This is a genomic window from Polaribacter ponticola (assembly GCF_026191475.2).
Lineage (GTDB): Bacteria > Bacteroidota > Bacteroidia > Flavobacteriales > Flavobacteriaceae > Polaribacter > Polaribacter ponticola.
On sequence record NZ_JAOSLC020000003.1, the window covers coordinates 1,469,514 to 1,491,809 of the forward strand.

Here is a 22,296-nt window from a genome sequence, read left to right on the forward strand (position 1 = left end):
TTTTAATTCTCATATAGGCTTTTTTCTTTGAACCTCTACAAATATCTATTGGTAATAAAAGAAAAAGTAATACGATTTTTATAATTTTAAAAAATTGGTTCATTTAAAGACACTTTACAAGTATAAGACGCATTTAAATAAATTAGTCACAATAAATAAAAAAAGCCTTAACAATTTTAGTTAAGGCTTTTTTTATTTATTATAACTTACTATAGTAAGTTAGCAGCAATCATCATTTTTTTTATTCTCATATACGCTCTTCTTTTAAATCCTTTAGAGATTTCGAACGGTAGCAATATAAATAATTGAATGATTTTTAAAATTTGTAGTAGTCTTTTCATAACTTAATTTTTCTTTTTCTTATGCAAATATACATAAAAACTAATTAATCTATAAAACAGTATTAATAGGAAAAACCCCTTTTTTACAATTTAATAACATTACAAAAGCCTTAAAACCAACAAAAGAAAGATATAATAATCTTAATTACGCTATCTTTTTAAAGAAAAAACATAAGAAATTAGTATTAGTTTTACCAATATTGCAACTAAAGACATTTATTTTTATAAAAGTAATATTTAGACTTATTAAAATTATAAATACTATAATTAAACAACTCTATTTAATTTATCGTAAAGCCTCATTTTTAAGTCTGTATAACTTTTTATCATTTCTAAATCTATATTTTTAGACTCACTTTGCATAGCTTCATTCATTAACTCTTCAATCTTTTCTCCAATTAAAACTCTCCTCAGGTTAAAAACTGCATCATTAACAGCCTTATTTAACACTTCTAAAGTACTTGTAACAACAATATTTTGGCCTTCCCAATCACTTAATTGCCTATTCGGATTTTCTTTTTCCATTAAAACAGAAGTTACAATCGTTGAAATTTCTTGGTTTTTATGGTTTATTAAACCATCGATATTTAATTTTTCTAATTGATTTAATTGATGAATAATTTCTGTATAAATTTCTTGAAAAGTATGGTTAGAAAATTCAATTTCATCATCTTGTAAATGAACATATATTTCCGATGAAACTAAATTCTGATATTTTCTGATAGAAACTATATCATTTCCATTATCATCAACTGTTACAACCTCTTCAGAAAAGTCTACCTCTTCATTACCATATAACAATAAAATTCTTATAATTTCATTTTCAAGAATAGAAAGTTGGTCTATTTTCTGGGAAGTTACTTGCCCACCTTTTACTAAACCCATTTGTGCTTGCTCTTGCTCCATAAAATACTCAGGAGGAGGCTGGTTTGGGTCTATATTTGAATTTGTATTAGATTTAATATTACTTTTTTTATTTCTAGAAGCTTTTTCTTTACTTAATAACTGAGCTAATTCGCTAAACAAAACACGTTCTGAAATATCCATAATTCTTGCACACTCTTGTACGTAGACTTCTCTCTGAATTCCGTCTGGAATTTTAGAAATACTACTTACAATATCTCTTATAACAGTTGCTTTTTTTATGGGATCATTATTTGAATCCTTTAATAAAAGTGATACTTTAAAATTGATAAAGTCTTGTGCAGAATCTTCTAGATATTCTTTTAACTCTAAGTCTGAATGAGATTTTGCAAAACTATCGGGATCTTCTCCATCAGGAAACTGAACTACTTTAACGTTCATTCCTTGCTCTAAAATCAAATCAATTCCACGTATGGAAGCTCTAATTCCTGCAGCATCTCCATCAAATAAAACAGTAATATTTTTAGTTAACCTATTAACCAATCTAATTTGATCTGAAGTTAATGCTGTACCAGAAGAAGCTACAACATTCTCTACTCCAGATTGATGAAAAGAAATTACATCTGTATAACCTTCTACTAAAAAACAATTATCTTGTTTAGCAATTTCTTTTTTAGCTTGATAAATTCCGTATAGAATTTTACTTTTATGATAGATATCACTTTCTGGTGAGTTTAAATACTTAGCAGCTTTTTTATCCGCAGTTAATATTCTACCTCCAAAACCTAAAATACGACCAGACATTGAGTGTATAGGGAACAACACCCGCCCTTTAAAACGATCAAATTGCCTGTTTTCTTTTACAATACTTAAACCTGTTGCTGCTAAATATTTTAAATCATATCCTTTTGCTAATGCAGCTTTTGTAAAATTATCCCACTCGTCTAAACAATAACCTAGTTCGAATTTATTTATAGTATCATCTCTAAAACCTCTTTCTTTAAAATAAGATAAACCAATAGCTTTTCCTTGATTAGTGTTTAACATTAAATTGTTAAAATAATCTTTAGCAAAAGTAGAAACCAAAAACATGCTTTCTCGTTCATCCATCTGAGCTTTTTCTTCGGAAGTTTGCTCTGTTTCTTCTATTTCTATATTGTACTTTTTTGCTAACCATTTTAAGGCTTCTGGATAAGAAAAATGCTCATGCTCCATTAAAAATGAAACTGCATTACCTCCTTTTCCTGTAGAAAAATCTTTCCAAATTTGTTTCACAGGAGACACCATAAATGATGGTGATTTTTCATCTGTAAAAGGACTTAATCCTTTAAAATTACTACCTGCTTTTTTTAATTGCACAAATTCGCCAATAACCTCTTCTACTCTTGCAGATTCGAAAACGCGGTCTATAGTACTTCTAGAAATCATTTTTTGGATAGATTGGAAAGTGAAAACAAATATAAGAAAACCTTGTTTCTGATAAATCTTAAAATTAAAAAACCTCACTAATAGAATTTAGTGAGGTTTATATTCTGTATTGTTTTATAATTACGAAGCTGCTCTTAATTTCTTTAAAGCAGTTTTAGTTAATTTTGCTTCAGCATAATTTTTGGTTACTTTAAATTCTTTTTCATCAGAACTAGGTAAATCAAACATTGCATCTGTAAATATAGCTTCACATAAAGATCTTAAACCTCTTGCTCCTAATTTATATTCTACAGCTTTATCAACTATATAAGTTAAAGCACCTTCTGTAATGGTAAACTCAACATCATCCATTACAAATAACTTAGCATATTGCTTAATAATCGAATTTTTAGGCTCAGTTAAAATTGCTCTTAATGTTTTAGCATCTAAAGGGTTCATATAACTTAACACCGGTAAACGACCAATAATTTCCGGAATAAGTCCAAAAGACTTTAAATCTGACGGAATAATATACTGTAATAAGTTTTCTTGATCTACTTTATCTTCATCTAAAGAAGCTCCAAAACCTACTGCTTGCATATTTAAACGCTTACTAATTAATCTATCTATTCCAGAAAAAGCTCCACCTGCAATAAATAAGATGTCTTTTGTATCTACTTCTATAAATTTTTGTTCTGGGTGTTTTCTACCTCCTTTAGGAGCAACATTTACAACCGTTCCTTCTAATAACTTTAATAAAGCTTGCTGAACACCTTCTCCAGAAACATCTCTAGTAATTGATGGATTATCTCCTTTACGTGCAATTTTATCTATTTCATCAATAAATACAATTCCTCTTTGAGCTTTCTCTACATCGTAGTCCGCTGCTTGTAACAATCTACTTAAAATACTTTCTACATCTTCACCAACATAACCTGCTTGGGTTAAAACTGTGGCATCTACTATAGAAAAAGGAACATTTAACATTCTAGCAATTGTTTTTGCTACCAATGTTTTTCCTGTACCAGTTTCTCCTACTAAAATAATGTTCGATTTTTCAATTTCAACATCATCATCTTCTTTAGTTTGCAACAAACGTTTATAATGATTATAAACCGCAACTGCCATAGCTCTTTTTGTTTCTAACTGACCAATAATATATTGGTCTAAAAAATCTTTAATTTCTAATGGCTTTTTAAGTGTTAAGTCTTTAGACAAGTTACTCGATTTTGCATCAGAGATTTCTTCTTCTACAATACCATGAGCTTGTTCAATACATTTATCACATATATGGGCATCCATACCTGCAATTAACAAGTCTGTTTCTGCTTTTTTTCGTCCACAAAATGAACACTCTAAAATTTCTTCCTTTGACATTTAATTTGGCTTTTTGCTATTCGTTTGTTCTAACAGACTTATAAATAGCTAATTGCGTATTATTTTCTTGCTAAAATTTCATCTATCATACCGTAATTCTTAGCTTCATCTGCTTTCATCCAGTAATCTCTATCAGAATCATTATGTACTTTTTCTATTGTTTGTCCAGAATGATTTGCAATAATTGCATACAATTCATCTTTTAACTTTAAAATTTCTCTTGCAGTTATCTCAATATCAGAAGCTTGCCCTTGAGCGCCACCTAAAGGTTGGTGAATCATAATTCTTGAATGTGGTAAAGCAGAACGCTTACCGGCTTGACCAGCACACATTAAAACGGCTCCCATAGAAGCTGCCATTCCAGTACAAATTGTAGCAACATCTGGCTTTATAAATTGCATAGTATCATATATACCTAAACCTGCATAAACACCACCACCTGGTGAGTTTATATAAATAGAAATATCTTTATTTGCATCTACACTTTCTAAAAACAATAATTGAGCCTGTATAACATTTGCTACTTGATCATTAATACCTGTTCCTAAAAAAATAATTCTATCCATCATTAAACGAGAAAAAACGTCCATCTGAGTAATATTCATTTGACGTTCTTCCATAATATATGGCGTTAAACTACTTGTTATTTTCCCAAAGTATGTACTGTTTATTCCGTGATGTTTTGTTGCGTATTTTTCAAATTCTTTTCCGTAATCCATCTCTTAATCTATTTAATATTTGAATTGTAAAGGTAAGAAACTATTTGTTACTTTTTTGTTAATGTATTCTACTAAAAAAACCTGAATTAAATAATTCAGGTTTTATCTTTTTTAACTTTATTTAGAAAACAAAGTTTAGTTACAGTTATAGTTTTAACTGTTATTTATATACTTCTTTAACAAACTCTTCGTAAGAAACTTCTTTGTTTTTAAAACTCATATTCTCTTTAAAGAAAGCCATCATTTTCTGGCTAATTAATTGAGATTGTAATTTCTGAGCTTCTTCTTGGTTTTGTAAAATTCTACCAGCAATATCATCCAATTCTTTTTCTTCAGGATTCATATTACCAAATTGAGCCATTTGCGTTCGGATGAATCCTTTTGCATAATCAACCAATTCTTTATAATCTAATTTGATGTCGTTATCCTTCATAATCTTACCTTCGATTAATTGGTAACGTAAACCTTTTTCAGATTTTTCAAATTCTGCAGCTGCTTCTTCTGGAGATAATGCTTTTTCACCTGCTGTTGCTAACCATTTCTTTAAAAACTCAACTGGTAAATCGAATTTTGTGCTTTCAATTAAAAACTCAGTGATTGCATTTAATAACTGCTGATCTCCTTGTTGTTTAAATTGTTTTTCTGCATCTTCTTTAATTTTTTCTTTTAATTCTGTTACAGAAGAAACACTTCCATCTGCGAATAACTTATCGAATAATTCTTTGTCTAAATCTGCAGGTTCAGTTTTAGTAATTTCTTCTACAGTTAAAGAAACAGTTACATCTAAATCATGAATTACATCATGTTCAACACCTAAAATATGTTGCAATTTATGATCGTCTTCAAATAATTTCTTAGTATCTAATTCTATTACATCACCAACTTTAGCTCCAATAACTTTCTTTTCGTTTTTCTTTCCTTTAAGATCATTTACTAAGAAAGTAGACTTTTTATTAATCCCTTTTTCTTCATTAACAAAAGTTCCAGTAACGTTAGAATGTTCTGTTGCTGTTTCTAACGGACTCATTTTACCATAACGAGTTTGAATGTTTTTTACTTCTTCCTCAAGCAAATCATCTTTAGCAACAATTTTGTATTCTTTAACCTTGTGTTTTGCTTTTAAATCTACTTCGAACTGTGGTACTAAACCTATTTCAAATTCAAAAGAAAATTTATCTGCATCCCAATTAAAGTCTTCTTTTACTCTTGGTAAAGGATTTCCTAAAATATCTAATTTTTCTTCTGTTAAATATTTATTTAAAGACTCTTGTAAAAGCTTATTAACCTCATCCATCATTATAGATTTCCCGTATTGTTTTTTAATCATCCCCATTGGTACATGACCTTTTCTAAAACCAGGAATATCTGCTTTTTTACGATAATCTGTTAATAAACTTGTTACTTTTGTTTGATAATCATCTGCAACTATATCTACTGTTATAACTGCATTTAACGCATCTATGTTCTCTTTTGTAATATTCATTTCGTCTAATCTATATTTCTTAAAAAATCGAGTGCAAAATTAATCAATTATTATTAATCTTACAAAGGTTTAAACACTTCTATTTCAGCAAATTCGTTTTCCTATAAAAATTATAAATCAAAACTGTCTTTGGTATTTATAAAAAATAAAAAAATACGTAATTTTGCATAACTTATTCCAAAAACAAACGGAATCTTCAAACAACAAACTAAATGCAATACAAAAGAATTCTTTTAAAATTAAGTGGTGAAGCTTTAATGGGTGATAGACAATATGGTATAGATCCAAAACGTCTTTCTGAATATGCAAAAGAGATTAAAGAAGTAGTAGCTAAAGGAATAGAAGTTGCTATAGTAATTGGTGGCGGAAACATTTTTAGAGGTGTTGCAGGAGCTGCTAATGGTATGGATCGTGTACAAGGAGATCATATGGGTATGCTAGCTACTTGTATTAATGGTTTAGCTTTACAAAGTGCCTTAGAAGACCAAGAAGTTAAAACTCGCTTGCAAACTGCTCTAGAAATTAAAGAAGTTGCAGAACCATATATTAAAAGAAAAGCAATTCGTCATTTAGAAAAAGGGCGTGTTGTAATATTTGGAGCAGGAACAGGTAATCCTTATTTTACTACAGACACTGCTGCCGTTTTAAGAGCAATCGAAATTGATGCAGATGCTATTTTAAAAGGAACAAGAGTAGATGGCATTTACAATTTAGATCCTGAAAAAAATAAAGATGCAGTTAAATTTGAAACAATTACTTTTAAAGAAGTTATTGATAAAGGTTTAAAAGTAATGGATATGACTGCTTTTACATTAAGTGAAGAAAACAACTTACCAATTATCGTTTTTGATATGAATACAAACGGAAACTTATTAAAATTAGTTTCTGGAGACAAAATTGGTACAATAGTTGACAATTAATAATCAAAATCTTTAAATTTTAAAAGATGAACGAAGAAATTGAATTTATTTTAGATACTGCTAAAGAAGCAATGGTAAATGCTGTTACGCATTTAGAAAAAGAATTACGATCTATTAGAGCAGGTAAAGCAACACCAGCAATGCTAGGTACTGTAATGGTAGATTATTATGGTTCTCAAACTCCATTAGCTCAAGTAGCAAATGTTAATACTCCAGACCCTAGAACCTTAAGTATTCAGCCTTGGGAAAAAAACATGTTGCAAAACATTGAAAAGGCAATACAAATTGCAAACTTAGGTTTAAACCCAATGAATAATGGTGATATTATTATGATTAATGTACCACCTTTAACAGAAGAACGTAGAATTGGTTTAGCTAAACAAGCAAAAGCGGAAGCTGAACATGCTAAAGTTGGAATTAGAAATGCCAGAAAAGATGCTAATAACGACATCAAAAAAACAGATATTTCTGATGACATGAAAAAAATTGCAGAAGGAGATGTTCAAAAAATGACAGACACGTTTGTAAAAAACATTGAAGAAATACTTTCTGTTAAAGAGAAAGAGATTATGACTGTATAAGTTTTATATTAAAGCCAAAAAAAGAGTGTTAAAAACACTCTTTTTTTTGGCTAAATCACAAGTACAATTTAATTACCTTTGCATAAATTTTTTTAAATGAATTTCTGGACAAAAGTTGCTGGTATTATTTTAAGAAACCGCTACTTGGTTTTATTATTTATCGCCATAATTACTGGTTTGTTAGCTTCTCAAATAAAGTACATGAAGTTTTCATATACAGAAGCAAATTTGCTTCCAGAAAACCATGAAGCAAATTTAGAATACAATAAATTTTTAGAGATTTTTGGAGAAGAAGGTAATCTTGTTATTCTTGGAATAAAAGATTCTACTGTTTTTACTCCTAAAAAATTTAACGCATGGAACAACTTAGTTAATGAGTTTGAAAACCTTAACGAAATAGACTTTACAGTATCTATAGCTGATGTAAAAAAATTAAAAGCAGACAGAAAAAAAGAAAATTTGTTTTAGAACCTTTGTATGAAAAAGATCCATCTACAAAAAAGGAAGTACTTGAAATAAAAAAACAACTTTTCGAAAAACTTCCTTTTTATGACAACTTATTATTCAATAAAGAAACAGGAACTCTTCAAACTGCTATTTATATTAAGAAAGAAATCATAAATACTCCGGCTCGTAGAGATTTCATTTTTTACAAACTTATACCTACTATCGAAAAATTCGAGAAAGAAAACAACTTAGATGTTCGTATTTCTGGAATGCCTTACATTAGAACTGTAAATGCACAAAATATACAAGATGAAATTATTCTTTTTGTTGGTGGTGCACTTGGTATTACTGCTGTTATTTTCTTTTTCTTTTTCAGATCGTTTAGAGCTACTTTTATTACACTTCTAGTAGTATCTATTGGTGTTACTTGGGCACTTGGTTTTATAGGTTTGTTTAGATATGAAATTACAGTTTTATCTGCACTAATACCGCCATTAATTATTGTTATTGGTGTACCAAATGCTGTTTTTCTTATCAATAAATATCAGCAAGAAATAAAAAAACATGGTCATCAAGCTAAAGCTTTACAACGTGTAATTTCTAAAATTGGTAATGCAACTTTAATGACAAATATTACAACTGCATCTGGTTTTGCAACTTTTGTTTTTGTAAAAAGTAACTTATTACGTGAATTCGGAATCTTAGCTTCTGTAAACATCATTAGTATTTTTATTTTGGCACTATTAATTATTCCTATTATTTATAGTTTTATGCCACTTCCTAAAAAGAAACATTTAAATCATCTAGAAAGAAAATGGATTGAAAATGTTGTGGATTGGATGGAAAGAACCGTTAGAGAACAAAGAATTTCTATATACATAGCCACAGTTGTAATCATTATCTTAGGTATTATAGGTGTCTATAAAATTAGAGTTTCTGGAAGTTTAATAGAAGATATGCCTAAAAGCATGAGCTTCTATAAAGACATTAAATTCTTTGAAAAAGAATTTGGTGGTATTATGCCTTTAGAGATTTTAATTGATACTAAAAAAGACAAAGGAGTAATGAAATTATCCACCTTAAAAAAGATGGATAAAATTAATGAAACCATAGAAACTTTCCCTGAACTATCTAAACCTGTTTCTGTAGTAAATCTAGTTAAATACTCTAAGCAAGCTTACTATAAAGGAAACCCAAGATATTATCAATTACCAACTAGTCAAGAACAAAGTTATATTTTTTCGTACACTAAAAACTCGAATAGTGATGCAGGAATGTTAAAGAATTTTGTTGACTCAACTGGTCGTTATGCAAGAATAACAACCTTTATGAAAGATATTGGTACCGATAAAATGGATGTTATTCAAGAGCGTTTAAAGGCGGTTATTAAAAAAGAATTTCCATCAGAAAAATATACAGTTTCCATTACGGGTAAAGCTTTAGTTTTTATAAAAGGTACTAACTATCTAATTAAAAATTTAGTTTTTTCTTTGTCACTTGCCATTTTATTAATCGCAATTTTTATGGCTTGGATGTTTAGATCGCCACAAATGATTTTAATTTCTTTGCTACCAAACATTCTTCCTTTACTTATTACAGCAGGATTAATGGGCTTTTTTGATATTCCTATAAAACCATCTACAATTTTAGTATTTAGTATTGCATTTGGTATTTCTGTAGACGATACAATTCACTTTTTAGCTAAATACAGACAAGAACTCATCGCAAACAAGTGGAAAATTAAACCTTCTGTTTATGCAGCCTTACGAGAAACTGGTGTAAGTATGTTTTACACATCTATCGTTTTGTTTTTTGGTTTTCTTGTATTCTGCTTATCTAGTTTTGGAGGTACTATTGCTTTAGGAGGATTAGTTTCCATTACCTTATTATTAGCAATGGTTTCTAACTTACTACTACTACCTTCTTTATTATTAACTTTTGAGAAGAAAATTGCAAACAAGAAAGTATTTAAAGAACCTAAATTAAAAATTATACCTCCAAAAGAGGAGAAGATTCAATAAACAAAAAACCTTTACTAACTTGAGCTAGTAAAGGTTTTTCTTCTATTTTTAAATTGGGGAACTTAAATCTTTTTCAATTAGTTAAAATTATTTTTCATAGCAATTTTCTTAACTTTTAATAATCATAGCACTTTAAAACAAAATTAAGGTAATATTAACCTTAAATCAACTGTGTTTTTACGCAGTTTTAGTATATTGTAGAATGGAAAATGATTTTGGGAAATATACACGCGAAAGAGTTTCAAACATTCCTTTTGACTCTAACGACCCTGTATACAAAGAATACAGTAATAAAGTACCACAATTTATTGGTCAAGCTGTTTATATTTATTCCTTTGAAAAAAACAGAATGGTTTTTGCTAATGGTTGGAAAGATCTATTAGGTTACGAAGATGTAGAAATTACTTTATTAAAAATTATTGAAAGTACATCTAAAAGGCACTTTAACTTCTCAAACGAATTAAATGATAAAGCTTTACAGTTTTTAAAAAATATAAATCTTAATTTAGATAAGTATAGTTTTACTCTCGAAGTTGAAAAAATTCATAAAAACGGAGATATAATACCACTATTCTCTAGAGTTGGTATTTATAAATCTCATAATGGAAACATACTAGAAGTTATTGGTATATCTGAAAGAATTCATTCGAGAAAATTAGGTAATATTATGCAATATGCTGCTTTTGGCCCTGAAACATCTAGTTTTGAAGAATCTCTTAATGAACAATTATTTAATCAACTGGCTATATCAAGAAAAGAAAAAGAAGCATTAGAATTAGCTGCAAAAGGTTTTGCTTCCAAAGAAATTGCTAACAAACTCAATGTAAGTCAATCTGCAATCGAGAAAAGAATTATTCCTTTATATAAGAGGTTTAATGTAAAAAGTTTACCACACCTTATTAGCTTTTCTTATGATAATTATATATTATAAATTAGTTTTTCGTTTATAAATTTATAGTAACAATTTTACTTTCTTCAATTCCTATATCAACTAACATATCCTTCCATTTATCTTTATTTTCATCAACTAAATTCTGCTTACTTCCAAGCACCCAAATAATATTTTTAGTTTTTAGTAACTCTCTGTTTTCTTTATTTTTAGGTTTTAGAGTATCAATAAAACTTAACAACTTCTTAGGTGAGATTAATTCTTCCTGAATTGGTTCACTAGGATTTATGTCATCAATCATTAAAAAACTTGCAGTTTTCCAATTCCAAATTTCATGACTTTCTAAAACATCATCTTGTTCTTTAAAGAAATAGTTAAACATTTTAATTGCATTCACATACAAACAACTATTATTTTTTATACTTAATTCATTTAAAACACCAACTCCTAAGCTGGTTTTACCTGTATTTAAAGATCCATAAATTAAAAGATGATTTCCGTTATTTTTAGTTGATAAAAAACGATCTACTTTTAATTTATCTAAGCTAGAAATTATAAAATTCCATTGGCTTAAACGAAACTGAAACGGGAACCTTGCATAGAACTGATACATTTTTGTTACATACCAATACCTGGTTGCAAATGCCAAATAAATAGCTAAAAGAATCAAAGCAATAATTACACTATTATTATTCAACTTATAAATACAAAAAGCAAATAACAAGCTTCCTAAAGTAAAAAAGCACACATCTGTAAAGGTATCAAAAGCCACATTAATCCATTTAGGCTTAAAAATATATTTTTCCTTTTTTGGTACAAAAAGAACACCAGAATTGGACTCTCTTTTACTTAACAAAGGCCCTAAGAAATTATACAACTCAAACAAAAACCAAAATCCTGAAACATAAATAGCTGCTCGCACTCCTTCTATCTCAAAAAAATAAAAAAGCAAGAATGTTGGTATAAATCCTAATGAAATATGCCCAAATTGATTTGCCAACCACGCATAAGTTAAAGTTACTCCACGATGAGAATCCTTTCCTATTAAATCTGCTTTTAACTGTTGTAGAATTCTTTTAAAAGGAATTTTATTTACAATTTTCATACACTTTTTTACTTATAAAGATAACAAATTGTAGATGATAAAATATGTTTAAAAAATTTTGAGGAGATTAACTGAAGATTAATTAATACGATGTACTATTAAATATTACACATTTTCAGTTCGAGTGGTTTTTATGAAGTGATAACGTAATAAAAATTGTATAGAGAATCTATTTAGCAACGAAAACTTCTCGATACAAAATTATTTTCCATTGCATTTCAAATAATTTTACTCGAAGTGACCATATATGTACACGAAATTATAAAATGTAAATTGTATAACATGCTAATTGAATAGCATTAATCTAGAAGCCTAAATTTAAGCCAAAAAAACCAGATGATTTTTAGAACATCTGGTTTTACTAACAAAAAATCAAAAACTACTTTCTACTTTTTCACTATTCTTTTTATTGTTACTCCTTTTTCTGTAACTATATTCATTAAATAAATTCCTTTTGGCAAACTAGAAACATTAATAGACGTTTTAGGTTCTTTTAAAACTTGTACACTCTTTCCTAAAATATTAAATATCTCTATTTTGTTAATTGCAACATTATTAGAATTTCTAATTTGTAGAATATCATTTACTGGGTTAGGAAACAATTTAATTGCTTTAGAAAACTCATTATTATCTACGGATAAGGCTGTATCATAGGTTAATGTTACATTTTCTGTTCGTATGGTTAAACCAGTAACTACAGTACTTGTTACATAACAGAAATAATAACCATTATCGGTTGCAGAAGCTTCTGTTATTTCTAACGTTTTATTTGTTGCTTCTGTTATTTTACTTCCGTTTTTATACCATTGATACTCATTATTAACTCCATTAACTTCCGCGTCTAAAGTAAAGCCACTTGTACCAAAACTTTTATCCTCTTCAACACCCACTTTTGCTTGAGGATTATATATAAAAGTTGTTAAGTTTTGATAATCTGTAAACTCATCTTCGAAATCACCAAACTGAAACTTATTGCTACTTAAATACAATGTTTGAAGTGAAGTAATTCCTGATAAATCTGGCACTTTACCAGATAACTCATTGTCTTGAAAATAAACTGTTTTTAAATTAGATAAATTGCTTAACTCACTTGGTAAGCTTGTTAATTGATTATTGTTTAAATGAATTTCCTCTAATACTCTTAGGTTTCCAAAACTTGCAGGTATGCTTCCACTTAAATCATTCCTACTCATTTGTAAATATTTAAGTTTAGATAAATTACCGAAACTCGCAGAAAATTCTCCTTTTAATTTATTATTTGATAAACTAATACTAGAAATATGCTTAGCTCCGTCAATAATTTCTGTTGTAACACCTTGCCATTTTGTTGCGTTATAAGGAGAGTTTATTGTTGCTTTTGCTAAATCTCCTGTCCAATTAGTTTTGTTTGTCCAATTTGCACCATCTAAATTATTATACATATCTACCAAAGCTTGTATTTCTCCTTCTGGTACATTGTTATATGCACTACAATCTAGACCCCAAACAATATTAGGTCTTTGTTGAGCAAAGGTTGTTGCTTCCCAATCTGCAATTGTATTTTGAGGTACAGCAATACAGTTTAAATATTGATTGCTTGAAAAACTAAAATTATTTCTGTATCCATCATGACTTACATTATCAAAAACAGAAGGTGAAAGCCCTATTTTTAAACCTGTAATTTGATTACTAGAAATATGTAAAGAGGTTAAATTAACTAAATTAGAAAAATCTAAATTACCTTCTAATTGATTAGAAGACATTTCTAACCTTTTTAAAGAAGTGATGTTATTTATTTCTTCAGGAATTGTTTTTAAAACATATTCTGCATTCGTTGAATTATATTGACTTGTAAAAGTTAACTGCTCTAAATTAGTTAACTCTCCAATTTCTGATGCAATTTCTGAAACTGAATTATTATTAAAATCCAACTCCTTTAACTGAGTTAGGTTTTTAATTACAGATGGTATTGTACCATCTAATTTATTAGAATTTAACTCAACTTTTGTAACATGTTTTTGCCCATTAATAATTGCCGTTGTTACACCAAACCAAGCACCTACATTTCTTTTTTGCGTAGCATCTGCAACCCAAGTTACTCCGTTATAAGAACCGGATAAATCGTTTTTCCAATCTGTTCCTTTTGTATTGTTGTATAAAGCAATTAATGCTTCTCTTTCTATATCTGGAATAGCATTAGTAGTTACTGCGCTACAATTGTCTGAATAGATTACACCATTGTCTAAATAACCTTTTTCTTCATTTACTCCAGATAATTGCCAAGAAACCAATTCATCACTTGGTACTTCTATACAACCTAGTGCGTTTCTTTTTAATTTAATACTATAAGACCCATTTGTGCCTCCAAAAGCTGTTGGTGAAAGATTCATTTTTAATCCATTTAAATTATTATATCTAATATTTAAATTATCTAATTTATCAAGGTTACTAATATTTAAATAGCCAGATATATTATTATAGCTAATATTTAAATTATCTAAATTAATTAAGTTATTAATAGAGCTTGGTATATTATTTAGACCATTACTAGATAGTTCTAGTTTTTTTAATGTTGCTATATTTCCTATCTCTTCTGGTAAACTCGTTAATGTTGCTACGCCTCCACTTTTATGTTCTACTTGACCATGCAAATACAACTCTTCTAATTTTGCCATTCCTCCTATACCTGATGGTAAAGTGGTTAATTGATTACTGCGTAAAAATAAATAAGTTAAGTTATCTAAATCTCCTATCTCTTCTGGTAAACTAGTCAAATCTTGATAGGTCATTGTAAAACGTTCTAACTTACTCAATAAACCTATCTCTTTTGGCAGACTTTGTATATTTTCACTTTGATTCACGTAAATACTTCCAGATAAATCTAACTCTGTTAATTCTGGTAAATCTTTTATTAAAGGTGACACATCTCCTTGAGTGTCTTGATTTGATAAAGATAATTTTGTAACATGTTTTTGCCCATCTATTAATGCTGTAGTTACTCCAACCCAAGAACCAACATTGGTTAACCTACTGGTATCTGTATCCCAATTGTTTAATGTAAATCTATCTCCTCCTCCTATAGATTCATAAACGGCTATTAATGCTTCTCTTTCACTTTGTGGAACTCTAAAACCTGTACAACTATCACTTAAGGCAACTCCATTATCTCTTTGTATTGCTTCCCATTTGGTAATATCTGCTGTTGGCACTTCTATACATGTTATAAATGGATTTTGACGTACATTATAAGATCTTGATTGAAAACCTGTTGGATATCCTCCTAATTTTAAATCTGAAATCTCATTGTCTGAAACATTTAATTGATGTAAAACATCTGTACCACTTAAATCAACCAAACCTGTAATTTTGTTTCCTACTGAATAAAATGTAACTAGCTTGATTAAATCTTTTGTAGAAGCTGGAATACTTGTTAAGGTTTTTATTGTTACATTATTCTCTCTCTTTGATTGATAATTAACATTAATACTTTCTAAGTTTGATAAATTACCAATGGTAGATGGCAATGAAGTAAACTCATTACTCTGTAATTCTAATTTCTTTAAACTTGTGATATTAGTTATCTCATCTGGTAAAACAGTTAATTTATTACCAACTAAATTTAACTCTTCTAAAGAAGCAAAATTACCTATACCAATAGGTAGACTTATAAGACCATTACTAGATAGTTCTAGTTTTTTTAATGTTGCTATATTTCCTATCTCTTCTGGTAAACTCGTTAATGTTGCTACGCCTCCACTTTTATGTTCTACTTGACCATGCAAATACAACTCTTCTAATTTTGCCATTCCTCCTATACCTGATGGTAAAGTGGTTAATTGATTACTGCGTAAAAATAAATAAGTTAAGTTATCTAAATCTCCTATCTCTTCTGGTAAACTAGTCAAATCTTGATAGGTCATTGTAAAACGTTCTAACTTACTCAATAAACCTATCTCTTTTGGCAGACTTTGTATATTTTCACTTTGATTCACGTAAATACTTCCAGATAAATCTAACTCTGTTAATTCTGGTAAATCTTTTATTAAAGGTGACACATCTCCTTGAGTGTCTTGATTTGATAAAGATAATTTTGTAACATGTTTTTGCCCATCTATTAATGCTGTAGTTACTCCAACCCAAGAACCAACATTGGTTAACCTACTGGTATCTGTATCCCAATTGTTTAATGTAAATCTATCTCCTCCTCCTATAGATTCATAAACGGCTATTAATGCTTCTCTTTCACTTTGTGGAACTCTAAAACCTGTACAACTATCACTTAAGGCAACTCCATTATCTCTTTGTATTGCTTCCCATTTGGTAATATCTGCTGTTGGCACTTCTATACATGTTATAAATGGATTTTGACGTACATTATAAGATCTTGATTGAAAACCTGTTGGATATCCTCCTAATTTTAAATCTGAAATCTCATTGTCTGAAACATTTAATTGATGTAAAACATCTGTACCACTTAAATCAACCAAACCTGTAATTTTGTTTCCTACTGAATAAAATGTAACTAGCTTGATTAAATCTTTTGTAGAAGCTGGAATACTTGTTAAGGTTTTTATTGTTACATTATTCTCTCTCTTTGATTGATAATTAACATTAATACTTTCTAAGTTTGATAAATTACCAATGGTAGATGGCAATGAAGTAAACTCATTACTCTGTAATTCTAATTTCTTTAAACTTGTGATATTAGTTATCTCATCTGGTAAAACAGTTAATTTATTACCAACTAAATTTAACTCTTCTAAACTTGTTAAACCTCCTATTGAATTTGGTAGTATACTTAATCTGTTAGTATTTAAAGGTAATTTTGTTAATTTAATTAAATTACCAATATTAGCAGGTAGTTTTTTTAATTGATTATTATTTAATGTCAACTCTTCTAACAACACTAAGTCAGACATATCTTCTGGTAAATCTGTATTAAAATTTGGGTTGTCTTCTCCTAACCTATTGTTATGTAATCTTAAGGCTTTTAATTTTGTAAAACCACCTAAACCAGCAACCACTTGTATTTGGTTGTTGTTTAAATATAAGGTTTCTAGTTCTTTTAAATTCGCAAATGCAGCTGGTGTGTTAGATAGCTCACAATTTGCAAAATCTAAATAGGTAAGTTTTGCTAATTGCCCAAACTCACTTGGTATACTTGCAATACTATTAGGTGCAGCTACCAAACGTGTTAATTCTACCAAACCACCTATTTCTGGTGGTAATAAGGTAATTTTGGTATTAGCAAATTCTAAAATTTGTAATTTTTTTAGATTACCAATTGTTGTTGGTATTACATCTACTTGGGTATTGCTAAAATATAACTCTTCTAAAGAAGTGAAGTCTCCTAATTTACTATCTAAACTAGGTATTTGATTATTACTAATATTTAGTATTTTTAAATTTACTAAATCATAAAAATCTGTTGGTATTGCAGTTATTGAATTATTATTCAAATACAACTCTTTTAATTTAGTTGCATTTTTAATTTCTGTTGCAATACTATTAATTCCTGAACTTGGTATATGTAAATGTGTTAATTCTGTAAATGCACCTATTTCTGAAGGCATTGCGCCATTAATTGCCAAACTTGTTGTATGAATTTCTGTAACTCTAGTTTCACCATTAATTACTTCAATTTCTAGCCATTCTGTATCGTTTGTCCCATTTTTTATAGTATTTGCGTACGTGTATGATTTATTTGCATATAATTTTTTTAAAGCTTCTCTTTCTAAAGCATTTGGTGTAGCTGTTTTATCTGCTTGATCGTAAGCAACTATTCGTAAACCTAAATCAAATCTATCACTTGTTAAATTTATAAAATTTGCTGGAGTAGCTGATTCTATAAACACTAACTTTGGAGTATTTTTAGTACTTAAACCATTACTTAAACTATTGGGTACTTTTAAAAAATCAATATCAGAATCGTTTACTAATAGAGTAGATAAGCTATTAAAAACACTTAAATCTAAACTCCCTGAAATGTCATTATTGCCAATTACAATTCCTGTAATGGCGTTTGGAAAATTATTTTCAGAAACAGTTCCAGTAACTTTTAAGTTATCTAAATAAAGAACGTTTAAATTGGTTAGAGAAGAAAAATCTGGAAAAGAACCTGTAAGAGCGTTATTTGACAACCTTAAAACTGAAAGAGTATTAGGAAATTTGGTAATATCTAATACATCTGATATTAGATTGTTTGCAATTTCTAATCGGAGTAATTCAGATAAATTTGTAACATCTGGTAATGTGCCTAAAAGATTATTAGTATTTAAATTTATTCTTGTAACATGTTGTTGTCCATTAACCAATGTAACCGTTACTCCTTGCCAAGTAGCAACATCAGAAGTAGAGTTTGGGTCTGTATCCCAATTTGTATTATTAGTCCAATTATCGCCATCTGTAGCATTGTATAAATCTATTAACGCTTGTCTTTCTGTTTGAGAAACTTGCGCATGAAAGGCTAAACTAAATAGCGTAAGGAAAAGTAGTAATTTTAGTTTCATAATGATTGTTTTTAGGGTAATTCCCAAATTTAATCATTAAACAAACATTAGTAAATACCTACTAGTAGGTATATTTTGCCTTTTACAACTATTTAGACTGAAAAGCAATTGAGCACTTCACAAACTAATTAACACTCTAAACTACAGTATTTTAACTTATATTTTTCAATACAATTTTTTAGTACATGCATCAAAAAAAATCTGCTCTTTTTTTATAGATGCATATTTTTTCTATTTCCTAAGTAAAAAAATACTCTTTTTTTAACTATAACAAATTATTATTTTTTAGAACTTATAAAACCCTTCTAAAAATTAAACAAAGCTATTATATACTTTAAAAAACAACTTTTTAGGTTAATTCAAATGTTAAACACCCATCTGCAGTTATAGTAAAAGTAGAACTCCATGTATAATTACCACAAGTAGCTGTAAAACTATGTGACCCTTGTGAAAGTGTAAATATTGTACCTTCTGAACAACCATTTATTCCTTGAGTATAATATTGACTAATAGTTTTTGTGGTATTTCCATCAACAGTAATAGTAATGTTTCCACACCCTTTATCCGATTTGACAAAAAAAGCAACCTTACCTTCAGTTGTTGAATTGTTTCCACCTCCTCCTCCTGAGTTACTTCCCGAACAAGGAAAATCACTCACAGGTGTATATGTAGATGGATTATTTGTAGATTGTGATATTTCATCCCAAGGAGCGAGAATTAAATTGCTTCCGCTTTTTGTAATTCTAAGTATACGTTCATCTCCATTATTATACAAAGTAAAAAAGGCAGTATTAGCATCTTCCCATCTTAAATCGGAATAAGTACCTCCAACAACATTGCCATTAGCACAAAATACGGGTACAGAATTACTTAAATCCATATAAGTATTACCAGATGATTTTAACCAATATCCATTCGACCAATTACTACTATTGCTATTCCCTGTATCTGATGGCGGATTATAAATATCAGAATCATCTTCTAATGTTTCACAACTAAAAAAAACTAAAAATAATGATAGTAGAAGTATTTTAAATCTATAAAAATTATTCAACAGAAGTAATGTTTCATTTTTTTCATGGCTTTATTTTTTTATTTTATCCAAAACTAGAAAATAAAACTGCGTAAATCAATACCTATTTATAGGTATATTTAAAATAAGTTACTTATAATAAACTATTTAGACTGAAAAGCAATTGAGTACTTTATCAACTCATTCGTGTTCTGAACATCAAGTTTTTGCTTTATTTTTTTCCAATGCTCTCTTAAGGTATGTGTAGAAATAAAAAGTTCTTCTGCAATCTCTTTTTGTTTACCTCCTTTAGATAATAATTTTAAAACCTCTTTTTCTCTTTTTGTTAAAGATGCATATTTTTCTACATTCGATTTTATAAAATCATTTTCTTCTAGAGCTCTTTTAAAAGATTTTATTGTGTTTGCAATATCTGTTGCAGATTTTTTAATTTCAATGATAGCATTACCATCTTCATCTAAACCTTTATAAGCAATTTCTGTACTTGTTTTGTTTTTTGGTTCTGCTTTTAAATCAATCAATTTATGATTTAACCAATCTCGAGCTTCTTGTTCTGTTGCAAAGTGTTTAGGTTTAAAAACACTTGGGTTAGGTTCATCAAAAACACCCATAACTTCCATATGAGAAAGCACGTCTTGTCCAACTACAAAAGCAATTGGATGATACCCCTCTTTATCAATTTTTATATACCCTTTTTCAAACCTTGGTCTTAAAATATTTATTTCTACCCAAATTTTTGTCTCATCATCTATTTGATGCTTAAAATTTTGTTGCAACCAGATAATTTGAATTGGATTAAATTTTTCTAAGCAACTTAAATAAACTAACAACTCGCTTTTAAACTCTTCTATATTGTTAGGTGTAGATTTCCAATAATTAATAAACCTTTGGTTCTCTTCTTCAAATTTTATCTCTAAATAAGGGCCTTTATAAACATTCATATTCTAAAAAAATCTCTACTTTTTTGTTTTTTATTATCCGTTCTAAATATAATTTTTCTTTTGCAAATACGAAAACAAAAATTAAATTAAGAGCAATAAAAAACCATAAAATTTATGAAAATCTTAAAAATTCTTATCTTATAAATATCATTGCTCAATTTATAGTAAAAAAGTATCTTTACAACTCAGTAAATATATTTTGTAACAAATCAATCAAACAGAAAAAATGAAAGAGAAAAACGTTGCCGAAATTTTAAAATCGGATTCAGTTTTACAAGAAATAGCATTAAAGGGTTGGGTAAGAACTTTTAGAAGTAATCGTTTTATTGCCTTAAATGATGGTTCTACTATAAAAAATATACAGTGTGTTATCGACTTTGAAAACACAGATGAAGAAACTCTAAAAAGAATTACTACAGGTGCTGCTATTGCCATAAAAGGTACAATAGTAGAAAGCCAAGGTAGAGGCCAAACCGTAGAAATTCAGGTATCTGAAATTACTATTTTAGGAGATTCAAATCCTGATGAATATCCAATTCAGCCTAAAAAACATAGTTTCGAATTTTTAAGAGAAAACGCGCATTTACGTACAAGAACTAATACATTTAGTGCAGTTATGAGAGTACGTTCTAAACTATCTTTTGCTGTGCATAAGTATTTTCAAGAAAATGATTTTAACTACGTAAATACTCCAATAGTTACTGGTTCAGATGCAGAAGGAGCTGGTGAAATGTTTAGAGTTACTACTTTTGAAGACAACAAAGCTCCGCTTACAGAAGATGGAAAAATAGATTTTTCTAAAGATTTTTTTGGTAAAGAAACTAACTTAACAGTTTCTGGTCAATTAGAAGCAGAAGCTTATGCAATGTCTTTAGGTAAAGCGTATACTTTTGGACCAACTTTTAGAGCAGAAAACTCTAATACTACACGTCATTTAGCAGAATTTTGGATGATAGAGCCAGAAGTTGCATTTATGGATTTAGATGGTAATATGGATTTGGCAGAAGACTTTATTAAATCTGTGATAAATGATGTTTTAGAAAATTGTAAAGACGATTTAGAATTTTTAGATCAACGATTAACGCAAGAAGAAAAGAGTAAACCACAAGCTCAAAGAAGCGAAATGAGTTTACTTGAAAAATTACGTTTTGTTGCCGACAATAATTTTAAACGTGTTTCATATACAGAAGCTATTGACATTTTAAGAAATTCTAAACCTAATAAAAAGAAAAAATTTCAATTTCCTATTAACGAATGGGGTGCTGATTTACAATCTGAACATGAGCGTTTTTTAGTTGAAAAACACTTTAAATGTCCGGTAATTTTATTTGATTACCCTGCTAACATTAAAGCTTTTTACATGCGTTTAAATGATGATGGAAAAACTGTTAGAGCAATGGATGTATTGTTTCCAGGAATTGGAGAAATTGTTGGTGGTGCACAAAGAGAAGAACGTTATGATGTTTTAATCGACAAGATGAAAGCCATGAACATAGATGAGAAAGAACTTTGGTGGTACTTAGATTTACGTAAATTTGGTTCTGCAGTACATTCTGGTTTTGGTTTAGGTTTTGAGCGTTTGGTTCAATTTACCACAGGAATGGGCAATATTAGAGATGTAATACCATTTCCTAGAACGCCACAAAACGCAGAATTTTAAAAAAATCATAAAATTGAATA

The 22,296-nt window shown here is 28.8% G+C and carries 12 protein-coding genes and 1 pseudogene; 5 read left to right on the forward strand and 8 right to left on the reverse strand.

Features of this window, described 5'->3' with window-relative positions; genetic code table 11:
• Window positions 1–608: 608 nt before the first annotated feature.
• The 4 genes from dnaG to tig form a co-directional block, all read right to left on the reverse strand.
• Window positions 609–2,633 (reverse strand): DNA primase, encoded by a 2,025-nt coding sequence (gene dnaG / locus N5A56_RS11805; RefSeq protein ID WP_265725633.1) that lies wholly within the window; start codon window positions 2,631–2,633, stop codon window positions 609–611.
• A gap of 120 nt (window positions 2,634–2,753) precedes the next feature.
• Window positions 2,754–3,989, reverse strand: a complete 1,236-nt coding sequence (clpX, locus tag N5A56_RS11810; RefSeq protein ID WP_265725634.1) for an ATP-dependent Clp protease ATP-binding subunit ClpX — start codon at window positions 3,987–3,989, stop codon at window positions 2,754–2,756.
• 59 nt (window positions 3,990–4,048) lie between these two features.
• Window positions 4,049–4,708 (reverse strand): ATP-dependent Clp endopeptidase proteolytic subunit ClpP, encoded by a 660-nt coding sequence (gene clpP / locus N5A56_RS11815; protein WP_265725635.1) that lies wholly within the window; start codon window positions 4,706–4,708, stop codon window positions 4,049–4,051.
• A gap of 160 nt (window positions 4,709–4,868) precedes the next feature.
• Window positions 4,869–6,191, reverse strand: coding sequence for a trigger factor (tig, locus tag N5A56_RS11820; protein WP_265725636.1), 1,323 nt, complete (start codon window positions 6,189–6,191; stop codon window positions 4,869–4,871).
• 212 nt (window positions 6,192–6,403) lie between these two features.
• On the opposite strand from tig, the gene pyrH reads away from it, so the two are divergent.
• The 4 genes and pseudogenes from pyrH (at window position 6,404) to N5A56_RS11840 (ending at window position 11,091) form a co-directional block, all read left to right on the forward strand.
• Window positions 6,404–7,111, forward strand: coding sequence for a UMP kinase (gene pyrH / locus N5A56_RS11825; protein WP_265725637.1), 708 nt, complete (start codon window positions 6,404–6,406; stop codon window positions 7,109–7,111).
• Window positions 7,112–7,137: 26 nt separating this feature from the next.
• Complete coding sequence (frr, locus tag N5A56_RS11830; RefSeq protein ID WP_265725638.1) at window positions 7,138–7,692, forward strand: ribosome recycling factor; 555 nt, start codon at window positions 7,138–7,140, stop codon at window positions 7,690–7,692.
• Between the two features lie 96 nt (window positions 7,693–7,788).
• Window positions 7,789–10,160 (forward strand): annotated as a pseudogene (locus N5A56_RS11835) (efflux RND transporter permease subunit).
• A 202-nt stretch (window positions 10,161–10,362) separates the two neighbouring features.
• On the forward strand, window positions 10,363–11,091 hold the full coding sequence (locus N5A56_RS11840) for a LuxR C-terminal-related transcriptional regulator (protein ID WP_265725639.1): 729 nt from the start codon (window positions 10,363–10,365) through the stop codon (window positions 11,089–11,091).
• Window positions 11,092–11,104: 13 nt separating this feature from the next.
• On the opposite strand, the gene N5A56_RS11845 is transcribed toward N5A56_RS11840, so the two are convergent.
• The 4 genes from N5A56_RS11845 to N5A56_RS11860 form a co-directional block, all read right to left on the reverse strand.
• A complete protein-coding gene (locus N5A56_RS11845) occupies window positions 11,105–12,154 on the reverse strand; it encodes a P-loop NTPase family protein (protein ID WP_265725640.1) in 1,050 nt (349 codons plus the stop codon).
• Between the two features lie 386 nt (window positions 12,155–12,540).
• The gene (locus tag N5A56_RS11850) at window positions 12,541–18,642 is read right to left on the reverse strand and encodes a leucine-rich repeat domain-containing protein (RefSeq protein ID WP_265725641.1); all 6,102 of its coding nucleotides are present in this window, start codon (window positions 18,640–18,642) and stop codon (window positions 12,541–12,543) included.
• Between the two features lie 349 nt (window positions 18,643–18,991).
• Window positions 18,992–19,696 carry a hypothetical protein gene (locus tag N5A56_RS11855; RefSeq protein WP_274270427.1) on the reverse strand — a complete coding sequence of 235 codons (705 nt, stop codon included), beginning with the start codon at window positions 19,694–19,696 and terminating at the stop codon, window positions 18,992–18,994.
• Between the two features lie 122 nt (window positions 19,697–19,818).
• Window positions 19,819–20,616: a helix-turn-helix transcriptional regulator gene (locus N5A56_RS11860; protein ID WP_274270428.1), complete on the reverse strand. Its 798-nt coding sequence runs from the start codon at window positions 20,614–20,616 to the stop codon at window positions 19,819–19,821.
• Between the two features lie 226 nt (window positions 20,617–20,842).
• Here N5A56_RS11860 and asnS point away from each other — a divergent pair, with 226 nt between their 5' ends.
• Complete coding sequence (gene asnS, locus N5A56_RS11865; RefSeq protein ID WP_265725643.1) at window positions 20,843–22,276, forward strand: asparagine--tRNA ligase; 1,434 nt, start codon at window positions 20,843–20,845, stop codon at window positions 22,274–22,276.
• Window positions 22,277–22,296 lie beyond the last annotated feature (20 nt).

Excerpts from the sequence above, each read along its gene's own strand:
- dnaG (WP_265725633.1), bottom strand. The coding sequence starts at position 2,633 with ATGATTTCTAGAAGTACTATAGACCGCGTTTTCGAATCTGCAAGAGTA.
- clpX (WP_265725634.1), bottom strand. The coding sequence starts at position 3,989 with ATGTCAAAGGAAGAAATTTTAGAGTGTTCATTTTGTGGACGAAAAAAA.
- clpP (WP_265725635.1), bottom strand. The coding sequence starts at position 4,708 with ATGGATTACGGAAAAGAATTTGAAAAATACGCAACAAAACATCACGGA.
- tig (WP_265725636.1), bottom strand. The coding sequence starts at position 6,191 with ATGAATATTACAAAAGAGAACATAGATGCGTTAAATGCAGTTATAACA.
- pyrH (WP_265725637.1), top strand. The coding sequence starts at position 6,404 with ATGCAATACAAAAGAATTCTTTTAAAATTAAGTGGTGAAGCTTTAATG.
- frr (WP_265725638.1), top strand. The coding sequence starts at position 7,138 with ATGAACGAAGAAATTGAATTTATTTTAGATACTGCTAAAGAAGCAATG.
- N5A56_RS11840 (WP_265725639.1), top strand. The coding sequence starts at position 10,363 with ATGGAAAATGATTTTGGGAAATATACACGCGAAAGAGTTTCAAACATT.
- N5A56_RS11845 (WP_265725640.1), bottom strand. The coding sequence starts at position 12,154 with ATGAAAATTGTAAATAAAATTCCTTTTAAAAGAATTCTACAACAGTTA.
- N5A56_RS11850 (WP_265725641.1), bottom strand. The coding sequence starts at position 18,642 with ATGAAACTAAAATTACTACTTTTCCTTACGCTATTTAGTTTAGCCTTT.
- N5A56_RS11860 (WP_274270428.1), bottom strand. The coding sequence starts at position 20,616 with ATGAATGTTTATAAAGGCCCTTATTTAGAGATAAAATTTGAAGAAGAG.
- asnS (WP_265725643.1), top strand. The coding sequence starts at position 20,843 with ATGAAAGAGAAAAACGTTGCCGAAATTTTAAAATCGGATTCAGTTTTA.